At 71.7% G+C, this 11,230-nt stretch carries 9 protein-coding genes; all 9 read right to left on the bottom strand.

Annotated features, from left to right (window positions below; translation table 11 throughout):
* Positions 1–253 precede the first annotated feature (253 nt).
* Positions 254–877, bottom strand: a complete 624-nt coding sequence (locus ABZT49_RS22980) for a biliverdin-producing heme oxygenase (RefSeq protein WP_355289286.1) — start codon at positions 875–877, stop codon at positions 254–256.
* Positions 874–3,468, bottom strand: coding sequence for a histidine kinase dimerization/phosphoacceptor domain -containing protein (locus ABZT49_RS22975; RefSeq protein WP_355289285.1), 2,595 nt, complete (start codon positions 3,466–3,468; stop codon positions 874–876). The genes ABZT49_RS22980 and ABZT49_RS22975 overlap by 4 nt, the downstream gene beginning before the upstream one ends.
* Before the next feature lie 126 nt (positions 3,469–3,594).
* Positions 3,595–4,986 carry a dihydrolipoyl dehydrogenase gene (locus ABZT49_RS22970; protein WP_355289283.1) on the bottom strand — a complete coding sequence of 464 codons (1,392 nt, stop codon included), beginning with the start codon at positions 4,984–4,986 and terminating at the stop codon, positions 3,595–3,597.
* A gap of 95 nt (positions 4,987–5,081) precedes the next feature.
* Positions 5,082–5,762 carry a guanylate kinase gene (gmk, locus tag ABZT49_RS22965; RefSeq protein ID WP_355289281.1) on the bottom strand — a complete coding sequence of 227 codons (681 nt, stop codon included), beginning with the start codon at positions 5,760–5,762 and terminating at the stop codon, positions 5,082–5,084.
* Between the two features lie 157 nt (positions 5,763–5,919).
* Entirely contained in the window at positions 5,920–6,795 is an 876-nt protein-coding gene (locus tag ABZT49_RS22960) for a YicC/YloC family endoribonuclease (RefSeq protein ID WP_355289279.1), read from the bottom strand.
* Between the two features lie 86 nt (positions 6,796–6,881).
* A complete protein-coding gene (mltG, locus tag ABZT49_RS22955; protein ID WP_355289277.1) occupies positions 6,882–8,273 on the bottom strand; it encodes an endolytic transglycosylase MltG in 1,392 nt (463 codons plus the stop codon).
* 402 nt (positions 8,274–8,675) lie between these two features.
* Positions 8,676–9,932, bottom strand: coding sequence for a beta-ketoacyl-ACP synthase II (gene fabF, locus ABZT49_RS22950; protein WP_355289275.1), 1,257 nt, complete (start codon positions 9,930–9,932; stop codon positions 8,676–8,678).
* Between the two features lie 62 nt (positions 9,933–9,994).
* Positions 9,995–10,231: an acyl carrier protein gene (locus ABZT49_RS22945; RefSeq protein ID WP_048430877.1), complete on the bottom strand. Its 237-nt coding sequence runs from the start codon at positions 10,229–10,231 to the stop codon at positions 9,995–9,997.
* A 250-nt stretch (positions 10,232–10,481) separates the two neighbouring features.
* The gene (fabG, locus tag ABZT49_RS22940) at positions 10,482–11,219 is read right to left on the bottom strand and encodes a 3-oxoacyl-[acyl-carrier-protein] reductase (protein WP_109970857.1); all 738 of its coding nucleotides are present in this window, start codon (positions 11,217–11,219) and stop codon (positions 10,482–10,484) included.
* Positions 11,220–11,230 lie beyond the last annotated feature (11 nt).

Genomic DNA, 11,230 nt, shown 5'->3' with positions numbered 1-11,230 from the left:
CCAGCATCATCCTACTCACGACCGGTTTCGAAGAAACCGGCCCGCAGGGACGACGCCGTCCACGCTTCTCTTTCTCGTATGAACTTGTCAAAGAGCGAGCCGGTCGAAACCGGCGATCATCGGCAACAGCAGGACCCGCACCTGACCAAGATCAGGCTTGCCGGCCCAGACTGTCACGAAGACGTTTCAGCGACCGGTCCGCGGGAGCGGCCGGCGCCGATGGGCTGGGGTATACGGGCCACTCCCGGACCCGTCAACCCCTCTGCGAAACTTTCGCGACAGGGCCCCTCCCCTTCCCGTCCGGGATCGGGACCGGCGCGGCGCAGAGCCAGTGCCGCATGGCGTCGAAGGTTTTGATAGCCGCCGCGACAATGGTCTCGGGCGTGCCGCGCGCGGCCTCCTCGGTGAGACGCAGGCGGAAGGCCTTCCACATCGCGCCGGTCTCGCGGCCGTGGGCCGCGTAGTAGCGGCAGCCGCCCTCGGAGTTCAGCCCGAGCTGGCGCCCGATATGCTTGGCGATCACCTGGCCGCCGAGGGTCGAGCCTTCGAGGACGTAGAGGGTCCCGAAGGCCTCGTCCCGGTCGCGCGGCAGGGCGAGGTGCGGGCGCGGCAAAGCCGCGATCGCCGCGTCGTCGAGGCCGAGGAAGCGCAGGTCGGCGGCGAGATGCGCGAGGCGCCGGCGCGGGTCGAGGAAGGCGTCGTCGTGGAGAACCGCCGCGAGGGCCGACTCCAGTTCGGCGTGAAAGCCCCAGAACCGGGCGAGCAGCGCGCGGTAGCCCTCCCGGGTCGCGACGCGGGTCTCCCAGGCGAGGTCGCGCTCGATCGCCTCGTGCGCGGCCCGGGTTTCGGCGCGCAGGCGCTCCAGGATGTCGCTCACGCGGTGACCGTGAAGCAGGCGCCGGGGCGGTTCTCGACCTCGAGCCGGGCGTTGATCTGATCGAGCATCGCCCGGATGAGCTTCATGCCGAGGCCGGTGCCCCGGGCCGGAGCGTCGGGCCAGTCGGTCGGCAGGCCCCGTCCGTCGTCGCAGACGGAGAGCCGGATCCGTCCTTCGGTCTCGCCGGAGACGCAGACCGCGACGCGGCCGCCGGCTTCCGCGAAGGCGTACTTGAACGCGTTGGTGATGAGTTCCGTCGCGATGAGCGAGAGCGCCACCGCCTTGCGGTAGGGGACCATCAGCCCCGGCTCGGCCTCGAGATCGACCGCGTGCCCCTCCCCCGCCATGCCGACGAGGTCGGCGCAGAGATTCTCGATCGTCTGGCCGAGATCGACCTCCTCGACACTCTCGGCCTGATAGAGGCTGTCATGGACCCGCGCCACGCTCATCACCCGGGCCGCGGTCTCGGCGAAGGCCGCCTGCGCGGCCGGATCGGTCACCTGGCGGCGCTGCATCTGCAGGAAGGCCGAGACGATCTGGAGCGAGTTCTTGACCCGGTGGTCGATCTCGCGGGTGAGCAGGTCCTTCTGGGTGAGCAGGCGCTCCTTGTCGGCGAGGAGCCCGGTCAGCTCGGTGATCTTGCGGCTCTGGCGCAGGACCACGCCCTCGACCGCCTGGGCCAGGGCCTCGGCGATCCCGACCTGCCAGGGCGCGAAGGGCTCGGAGACGCCGCGGCGCTCCTCGACCCAGCGCTCGAACGAGCGCCGGGGCAGCACCGCCACCGGTCCGCTGCCGGCGAGCACCGGTTTGCGCGGGTCGCCGCCCCAGGTGACGGTGCTCGGCATCTCGGGCCGGAACCACAGCAGCAGGTGGCGGCGCTCGGAATCGACGAAAACGGCGAGGAGCCCGCTGGCCGATTCGGCGTAGGGCGCGCTCGGCGGGTGGGCGGCGGCGAATTCCGCCGTCGCGTAGCTGGCGCGGTCCGCCGGCAGGGTGGCGCGCAGCCAGGCGGCGATCGCCATGACCGCGTCGGCCGGCGGGGTCTGGCCGAGTTGGCGCACCGCGTCGTCCGAGACGGTCGCGGCGCCGCGGGCATCGAACAGGTCGAGCAGGGTGTGGGCGTTGTCGGTCAGCGCGCTGACGAAATCGTCGGAGCGGGCGAGCTCGCGCACCAGCTCGCTCTCCAGCGCCAGATGGGCCTGCTGCTCCTGCCACAGGCGCCGGCTCTCCAGCTCGTAGACCCGCATCGCGAAGGCGTCGGCGAGCACGGTGGCGGCGGCGCGGGTCTCGGGCGCGACGTAGTGCGGCCGGCGGTGATGGCCGATCATCAGGCCCCAGAGCCGCCCCTCGACCAGGATCGAGATCGACATCGACCCGTTCACCCCGAGGTTGCGCTGGTACTCGAGGTGGATCGGCGACAGGCTGCGCGCCTGGGCGAAGGTGAGGTCGATGGGGGCGTTGGCGGAGGCGGGCGTCGCCACCAGGGGCACCGGCACGTAGTCGCGGTCGATGACGAAGCGGCTCTTCGAGCGGGTGTAGAGGGCGCGGGCCTGGGCCGGGATGTCGGAGGCCGGGAAGTGCAGGCCGAAGAGGCTGCGGGTCCAGGCCGGGTCCTTGTCCTCGGCGATGGCGGCACCGTTCCAGTCCGAATCGAAGCGGTAGACCAGGACGCAGTCGAAGCCGGTCAGCGCCCGGGTCTCGCGGGCCGCGACGGCGGCGGCGCCCTCCAGCGTGTCGGCGCCGCGCAGGCGGCTGATGGCGAGCTCGGTGTCGAGCTGGCTCGCCGAGCGGAAATCCTCCGGATGGGCCGGCGCCAGCTCGAACTCGACGATGATCCGGTCGCCGTTGCGGTGGGCCGCCAGCTCGACCGGCAGGCCGTCGGCGCCGGGCAGCACGACGCGCTGGCGCAGGAGGAATCCGGGATCGACGCCGTCGCCCTGAAGGCTCTCGCGGATCCGGTCGGCGAGCCCGGCGCCGAGCAGGGCAGCGAGGTCGAGGCCGAGCGGGTCCCGGTCCAGCACGTCGCGGACATTGCCGCTGCAGGCGACCACGGTTAGGGTGTCGGGGTCGGCCGCGATCAGGACGGCGTGGGGCTGGATCGCCCCGGGAACGTGGATCGGCTCCTGCTCGCACAGGCGCGGATCGACCGGCTCAGCCCGCACCCGCTGGTTGACCGCCGCCAGCACCGCCTCCCGGCTGTGCCCGTGCTCCAGCGGCTCCACCGGCTCGGTGATGATCCAGTAGCGATCGGGCAAAGCGGCCTGGCGCAGGGTGATCCGGACCTGCATCGGCCGCGGGTCGAAGCCGTAGACGAACGAGAAGGTGTGGTCGAGCCGGCCCCGGCGCACGCCCTCGCGGAAGCGGCCGTAGAAATGCGGCAGGTGGGTGCAGGGGGCGACGTCGGTGAAGAAGTTGCGGCCGATCATCCGCTCGGGCGCGCGACCGGAGAACGCGCTCTCGGACCGGTTGTAGAGATGGATGACGCCGCGCCCGTCGATCTGGATCACGCCCTGGCGCAGGCGGTCGAGGTCGGACGGCGAGAGGGCGTCGAGATCGATCGTCGGGGCCGTCGTCTGGTCGGGCAAGGTCACGGTGTATCCAGCGAATCGATGGCCCGGGAGGGCAGCGCCTCCGGCGACGGGTCCCGCACCTTAACGACTACCAACCCTGAACGGAACCGCAACGGGTGATTGCCTCGAAGGCTCGTTGACGTTTCGTCACCGTGTGCCGCCGGTCCGCTCGGCGACTGCCTTGACGGCGCTCTGCAGCCCCTCTTCCAGGGTCGGATGGTAGAACGGCCGGTCGAGGAAGGTCGCGGCATTCCAACCCTCCTGGACGGCGATCGCCATCAGGTGAGCGAGGTGCTCGATACCGGGGCCGACCATCGCGGCGCCGGTGAGCCGGCCGTCGTGCTCGGCATAGACCCGGATCAGGCCGGCGGCCCGGTCCATCGCCCGGGCGCGGCCCTGGTCGGCGAAGGCGGTCTCGCCGATGATCCAGTCGCGCGCCGCCTCCGCGTCGAAGGCCCGGCCGACCGCCGCGATCTGCGGATCGGTGAAGACCAGCGCGAAGGCCGGCCAGGGCGGCGGTGCCTCGACCTGGGGGAAGCGCGCGGCGTTGCCGCCGGCGATCCAGCCCTGGCGCTGGGCCTCGTGCAGCACCGGATGCTCCTGGTTGGCGTCGCCGGCGATGAAGATCGGGGCGGTGCCGCACTGGAGGGTGCGCGGGCTGAAATCCGGCAGGCCGTCCTCGGCGCGGGCGATCCCGGCGGCGCCGAGGTCGAGGGCGTCGAGATTGGGCGGGCGCCCGGCGGCAGCGAGGACGCGCGCGACGGTGACGCTCTCCTGCCCGCCCGATTCCCGGCGCCATGTCAGTCGTACCCCGTCGCCGGCGGCCTGCGCGCTCTCGACGGTGGCGCCGAGGCGGAGATCGAACTCGGCGCCGATCAATTCGGCGGCGCAGGCCGCGATCTTCGGGTCGCGGGCGCCGCCGACGGCGCCGGCGGGATCGAGCAGGGTCACCCGCACGCCGAGGCGGGCCATGGCCTGAGCCAGTTCGAGCCCGACCGGGCCGGCGCCCAGGACCGCGAGGGTCTCGGGGAGCGTCTCGATCTCGAACAGGGTGTCGGTGGTGAGGACGCGGTCGGCGACCGGCCGCAGGGGCGGCGGCAGGCTCGGGGTCGAGCCGGTGGCGATCACCACGGCGCCGGCCGTGATCCGGGTGTGGTCGTCGACCAGGAGCGTGGTGGGATCGGTAAATCGGGCGGTGCCGGCGACGCGCAGCTCCTGTGGGATGCGGTCGAGCCCCGCGAAGACCGAGGCGACGAAATCGTCGCGCAAGGCGCGCACCCGCCGCATCACCGCCGCGCCGTCGACCCGGACTTCGTCGGTCGTAACGCCGAACGGTCCTGTGCCGCGCGCGTCGTGCGCGGCGCGGGCCGCCTCGATCAGGAGCTTCGAGGGCATGCAGCCGACCCGGGCGCAGGTGGTGCCGCCGGGACCGCGCTCGATGAGCACCGCGCGGGCGCCCGCCTTGGCGGCCGCGGCCTGCGCCGCGATTCCCGCCGTGCCGGCCCCGATGACCGCCACGTCGCAGGCCAGCTCACGCATCGCTCACTTCCTCGGGCTGCCCGGCGCGGCAGGGGCGCGACGTCGCGGGTGGGACCACCCGGCAACTTCGATCGCGAGCGATTCGTTCCCGTGCGTCAGGCCTTCGGCCCTTCCCCCTCGGCCAGCAGGCCGCCGACGAAGCCGGCGAGGCCGACCTGGCGCTCGCGGCGCAGGTGCTCGGCGGCGAGGATGGCTTCCAGGGTCCTGAACGACCGGTCGAGGTCGTCGTTGACCAGCACGTAATCGTATTCCGACCAGCGCTCGATCTCGGTGCGGGCGTTGAGCAGGCGGCGCTCGATCGTCTCGGCGGAATCCTCGGCGCGGCGCTCCAGGCGGCGGCGCAGCTCACGTAAGCTGGGCGGCAGGATGAAGATGGTGACGACGTCGTCGCGCAGTTTGCCGCGCACCTGTCGGGTGCCCTGGTAGTCGATGTCGAAGATCATGTCGCGGCCGGCCGCGAGTGCCTTCTCCACCGGGCCCCGGGGGGTGCCGTAGTAGTTGCCATGCACCTCGGCCCATTCGAGCAGGTCGTCGCGCTCGCGCAAGGACTCGAAGGCGTCGCGGTCGATGAAGCGGTAGTGCTGGCCGTCGATCTCGGACGGCCGGCGCGCCCGGGTGGTGACCGAGACGGAGAGCTCGAGGCCCCATTCGGGACGCTGGGCCAGGGCCCGGGTGAGCGTGGTCTTGCCGGCCCCCGAGGGCGAGGAGAGGATCAGCACCAGGCCCCGGCGCGCCACCGGTGTGGTCAGGAGTTCGGAGCCCATGGTCGACACCATCGCGTTGCTTCACCCTTTCGCCGGAGCGGAACCGGCGCGCCGCCGAGGTCCCGTCTCGCGGCCCTCGCCCGGGACTCTCGCCCGAGTTCCCCTCCAATGCCGCCCGTCCGTCGGGGGCGCAACCGGGAAGCGACGACGGGGCGGGGACAAATCTCCGCTATTCGACGTTCTGGACCTGCTCGCGGAACTGCTCCACCACGGCCTTGAGGTCGAGGCCGATGCGGGAGAGCGACACGTCGTTGGCCTTGGCGCAGAGCGTGTTGGCCTCGCGGCCGAGCTCCTGTGCCAGGAAATCGAGCCGGCGCCCGACCGCGCCGCCGGCGGCGAGAAGCTCGCGGGCGGCGGCGAGATGGGCGCGCAGGCGGTCGATCTCCTCGCGCACATCGGCCCGCGCGGCGAGCAGCACCGCCTCCTGGTGCAGGCGCGCCGGATCGAAGCTGCCGGCCTCCATCAGGCTCGCGACCTGCGCCGCGAGGCGCGCCTTGACGGCCTCCGGCCGGCGGGCCGGGCAGGTCTCCGCGGCCTCGACCAGGTCGGCCATGGCGGCGAGCTGGCCGCCGATGATGTCGGCGAGCGCCCGCCCTTCCGCGCGGCGGCCCTCCGCCAGGGCCTCGACCAGTCGGAGGGCGGCCGCCGCGAGGTCGCGCCGCAGCGCCTCGTCGTCGGCAGCCTCCTCCTCGACCTCGACCACGCCACGCACGCCCATGAGCCCGTCGACGGAGGGGAGCGTGATGCCGAGCGGCATCGGCACCCGGGTCACCGCCTCGGCGAGCGAGGCGAGCAGCGCCTCGTTGATGCGCACCCGCGGGGCGGCCTCCGCCCGCGACAGGGTGAGGGTGAGGTGGCAGGTGCCGCGGCCGAGGCGCTTCTGCACCAGGGCCCGGGCCTCCTCGCCGACGGCGTCGAGGCCAGCCGGGACCCGCACCCGGATCTCCAGCCCGCGGCCGTTGACGCTCTTGAGCTCCCAGGCCCAGTGCGCGGGACCGGTGGTTCCGGCTTCGCGGGCGAAGCCGGTCATGCTGGCGATGGGCATCGGGGCGCTCTGGACAGATTTTACAGGAGGAGCCGGGGGTTCAACGAAGACCCGCGGCGGAAAAGGGGCTTGGGCAGGCTTGCGGGTTACCGCGCCCCGGGCCCGGTCCTGGGCTGGGACAGGACCGGAACGGTCTTCGGCGAGTTCAGGTCGAAGGTCTTGTTGCGCAGGGGGTCGCGGGCGGTCCCCTCCGAGGCGTCGAAGGCGCGCGAGCGGGTGCCCGGGGTCGCGTCGCCGCCGTCATAGGCCATCGGCGCGCCGGGCAGCGCGGTGCGCGGGGGCAGAGCGGAGGGGTCGGCCTGCGGCGGCGGCTCGACCTTGTCGACGCCGACCTGCGAGGCCGGATCGGCCGCGGCCTTCGCCTTCTCGACCTGGCGCCAGCGGGCGACGTTGCGGTTATGGGCGTCCAGGGACTCGGCGAAGACGTGGCCGCCGGTGCCGTCGGCGACGAAGAACAGGTCCTTCGTCCGCGAGGGGTTGGCCACCGCCTCGAGCGCCGCGCGGCCCGGATTGGCGATCGGCCCCGGCGGCAGTCCCTCGATCGCGTAGGTGTTGTAGGGCGTCACGCGGTCGATCTCGGAGCGCAGGATGCCGCGCCCGAGGGTGCCGCGCCCGCCGACGAGGCCGTACACGATGGTCGGATCGGATTGCAGCCGCATCCGCTTCTGCAGCCGGTTGACGAACACGCCGGCGACCCGCGGGCGCTCGTCGGCCCGGCCGGTCTCCTTCTCGACGATCGAGGCGAGGGTGACCATCTCCTGCGGCGTGCGCACCGGCACGTCGGGCGAGCGGCGGGCCCAGATCTGGTTGAGCACCTCGCGCTGCTTGGTGCGCATCAGGTTGAGGATCTTCTGGCGGGAATCGCCGCGCTCGAACTTGTAGGTCTCGGGCAGCAGCGAGCCCTCCGGCGGGGTCTCGTTGATGTCGCCGGTCAGGATGTCGTTGTCGTTGAGCCGGGCGACGATCTGCTCGCTCGTCAGGCCTTCCGGGATGGTGATGGCGTGCTGCACCGGGCGGCCCTGGACGAGCACGTCGAGGACGTCGTCGACGCTGGCATGGGCCTTGAAGTTGTACTCGCCGGCCTTGAGCGCCGCCTTCCGGCCGAAGCGGGCGGTGAGCTCGAACAGCATCGGGTGGGCGATCACGCCCTCGCGCTGGAGCAGGTCGGCCATCTCGCCGACGCTGGAGCGGGGCACCACCACGACCTTGTCGGCCTGGAGCGGCCCGGCCTCGTTGGTCTGGCGCTCCAGCACCACGAGGCCCAGGATGGCGCCGAGGCCGAGGATGACGAACAGGGTCAGGAAGCCGCTGACGGCCGAGAGCAGGCCGCCGCGCTCGCGCACGGGCTTCTCGGGCGGCGGCGGGGCCGCGGTGGGCTTGATGGCCTCGCTCGGGCTGCGCGGGGCGAGCCGGTTCGGCGGGCTGACCGGCTCCGGCGCGCTCGGCGCCGGGTCCTGCGTCTTCGATCTGCGAAACATGGCGGTCCTGTCGTGGCGCGTCCGCGGAGCCGGCCGATGGACGCGCGTGCCGGCCCGGTGGGCGGAAGAGCGACCGAGACCCTAGCAAGTTTTATGGCGAAATGGAGCCGGCGCGTGCCGGAGGCCACATGCGAGAAAGCCCCTCCGCACGGGCAGGAGGGGCTTCGTCGATCTGCGCCAATCGATCTGACACCCTGCGCGTCATTCTGGGGCCGCGAAAGCGGAACCCGGAATGCCGAAGGCACGCCCAGACACGCAGGTTCTTCAGGAAAAAGCAGGCCGCCTCCCGAGGGATCCTCGACCACCTACGGTTCTGGATCCCGGGCTCCGCTTTCGCGGCCCCGGGATGACGCGGAGGATGTCAGGTCGGACAGCGAAACCGGGCTGGTCCGAGGTGGACGATCACACCCGCCGCAGGATCAGCGACGCGTTGGTGCCGCCGAAGCCGAAGGAGTTCGACAGGGCGATGTCGACCTTCCGCTTCTGCGCCGTGTGCGGCACGAGGTCGATCGCGGTCTCGACCGAGGGGTTGTCGAGGTTGAGGGTCGGCGGCACCACCCCGTCGCGGATGGCGAGCACGGAAAAAATCGCCTCGATCGCGCCGGCGGCGCCGAGCAGGTGACCGGTGGCGGACTTGGTCGAGGACATCGCCACGTCGGTGGCGTTGCCGAGCAGGCGCTCGACGGCCTTCAGCTCCAGCTCGTCGCCCAGCGGCGTCGAGGTGCCGTGGGCATTGATGTAGTCGATCTCGGAGGGCGCGATGCCGGCGCGCTTCACCGCCGCGCTCATGCAGCGATAGGCACCGTCGCCGTCCGGCGAGGGCGAGGTGATGTGGTAGGCGTCGCCCGAGAGGCCGTAGCCGATCACCTCGGCGTAGATCTTGGCGCCGCGGGCCTTAGCGTGCTCGTACTCCTCGAGCACCACCACGCCAGCGCCCTCGCCCATCACGAACCCGTCGCGGTCGCGGTCGTAGGGGCGGGAGGCGCGCTGCGGCTCGTCGTTGAAGCCGGTGGAGAGCGCCCGGCAGGCGGCGAAGCCCGCGAGCGAGAGCCGGTTGATCGGCGATTCGGCGCCGCCGGCCAGCATCACGTCGGCGTCGCCCAAAGCCACAAGGCGCGCAGCGTCGCCGATCGCGTGGGCGCCGGTGGAGCAGGCCGTCACCACGGCGTGGTTCGGTCCCTTGAGGCCGTGGGCGATCGAGACCTGGCCGGAGGCCAGGTTGATGATCCGGCCCGGGATGAAGAACGGCGAGATCCGCCGCGGCCCCTTCTCGTACAGCGTCACCGAGGCATCGTAGATGCCGCCGATGCCGCCGATGCCGGAGCCGATGAGGACGCCGGTGGCGCACTGATCCTCGTGCGAGGTCGGGTGCCAGTCGGCGTCGTCGAGCGCTTGGCCGGCCGCCGCCATCGCGTAGACGATGAAGGGGTCGACCTTGCGCTGCTCCTTGGCTTCCATCCACTTGTCGGGATTGAAGGTGCCGTCGCTGCCGTCGCCGAGGGGGATCGAGCAGGCGATCTTGCACGCCAGATCCGACACGTCGAAGGCCTCGACGCGGGCGGCACCGCTTTGCCCCTCGATGAGGCGGCTCCACGTGACGTCGACGCTGCTGCCCAGCGGCGACACCATTCCGAGGCCCGTGACGACGACTCGACGCATCGCGTTATCCCGACCCGATCCCATGACGGAAGCGTTCTACCTGTGAGTGGAAGACGCGGCGATCAGCCGGCGTTCTTCTCGAGGAACTTGATCGCGTCGCCGACCGTCTGGATCGTCTCGGCGGCGTCGTCCGGGATCTCGACGTTGAACTCCTCCTCGAACGCCATCACCAGCTCGACGGTGTCGAGGCTGTCGGCGCCCAGATCGTCGATGAAGTTCGCGTTCGGGGTCACCTTCTCGGGCTCGACGCCCAGGTGATCGACGACGATCTTCTTCACCCGGTCCGCGATATCGCTCATCGTGTAGGTCCTTAAGTTACTGCTCGTGGAACTGTTCGGAGCCGCCGCGTGCGGGCGGAGCCCCGGGGAGAGTTCGTGATGCGGCCGGGCGTGCCGGTCGCGCATGTCGTGGAAAAGCCGCGGACGGCCGGTCCGTCAATCCCCTTGCACGGCCGGCGGGTGCTTAACACAGGGATTTAGCCCTGGCGAGGGCCGCTTCACCTCCGGTTAAGAAACCGTGCCCCCCGCCTAGGGAATGCGGCGCAGCGCCTTAGAACATCGCCATGCCGCCGTTGACGTGCAAGGTGTGCCCGGTGACGTAGGCCGCCTCGTCGGAGGCGAGGTACACCGCCGCCGCGGCGATCTCGGCGCCCTCACCGAGGCGGCCCATCGGCACCGTGGCGAGGATGCCCTCGCGCTGCTTGTCGTTCAGCACGTCGGTCATCGGCGAGGTGATGAAGCCGGGCGCGATGCAGTTGACGGTGATCTTGCGGCTCGCCACCTCGGCGGCGAGCGCCTTGGTGAGGCCGACGAGGCCGGCCTTGGCCGCCGCGTAGTTGCCCTGGCCGGCATTGCCGGTGGCGCCGACCACCGAGCCGACATTGACGATGCGGCCGTAGCGGCGCTTCATCATGCCCTTCACCGCCGCCCGCGACAGCCGGAAGGCCGCCGTCAGGTTCACGGCGATCACGCTGTCCCACTCCTCGTCCTTCATGCGCAGGAAGAGGTTGTCGCGAGTGATGCCGGCATTGTTGACGAGCACGTCGAGCCCGCCGAGCGCGGCTTCCGCCGCCGGCACCAGCGCCTCGACCGCCGCGGTATCGGAGAGGTTGGCCTCCAGGACGTGGACGCGCTCGCCGAGCTCGGCCGCCAGCGCCTCCAGGGCCTCGCGCCGCGTGCCGGAGACCGCCACGTGCGCGCCCTGGGCGTGCAGAGCCCGGGCGATGGCGCCGCCGAGGCCGCCGGTGGCGCCGGTAACGAGGGCCTTGCGGCCGCTGAGGTCGAACATGATGGTCACTT

This window comes from Methylobacterium sp. EM32 (assembly GCF_040593685.1).
Taxonomy (GTDB): domain Bacteria; phylum Pseudomonadota; class Alphaproteobacteria; order Rhizobiales; family Beijerinckiaceae; genus Methylobacterium.
The sequence above is the reverse complement of the archived record's forward strand: the minus strand, read 5'-3'. Positions and strand labels throughout refer to the sequence as shown.

Bases quoted from the DNA above. Each gene is read 5' to 3' on its own strand.
- mltG (WP_355289277.1), bottom strand. From the start codon at position 8,273: ATGTTTCGCAGATCGAAGACGCAGGACCCGGCGCCGAGCGCGCCGGAG.
- gmk (WP_355289281.1), bottom strand. From the start codon at position 5,762: ATGGTGTCGACCATGGGCTCCGAACTCCTGACCACACCGGTGGCGCGC.
- ABZT49_RS22960 (WP_355289279.1), bottom strand. From the start codon at position 6,795: ATGCCCATCGCCAGCATGACCGGCTTCGCCCGCGAAGCCGGAACCACC.
- ABZT49_RS22970 (WP_355289283.1), bottom strand. From the start codon at position 4,986: ATGCGTGAGCTGGCCTGCGACGTGGCGGTCATCGGGGCCGGCACGGCG.
- fabG (WP_109970857.1), bottom strand. From the start codon at position 11,219: ATGTTCGACCTCAGCGGCCGCAAGGCCCTCGTTACCGGCGCCACCGGC.
- ABZT49_RS22945 (WP_048430877.1), bottom strand. From the start codon at position 10,231: ATGAGCGATATCGCGGACCGGGTGAAGAAGATCGTCGTCGATCACCTG.
- fabF (WP_355289275.1), bottom strand. From the start codon at position 9,932: ATGCGTCGAGTCGTCGTCACGGGCCTCGGAATGGTGTCGCCGCTGGGC.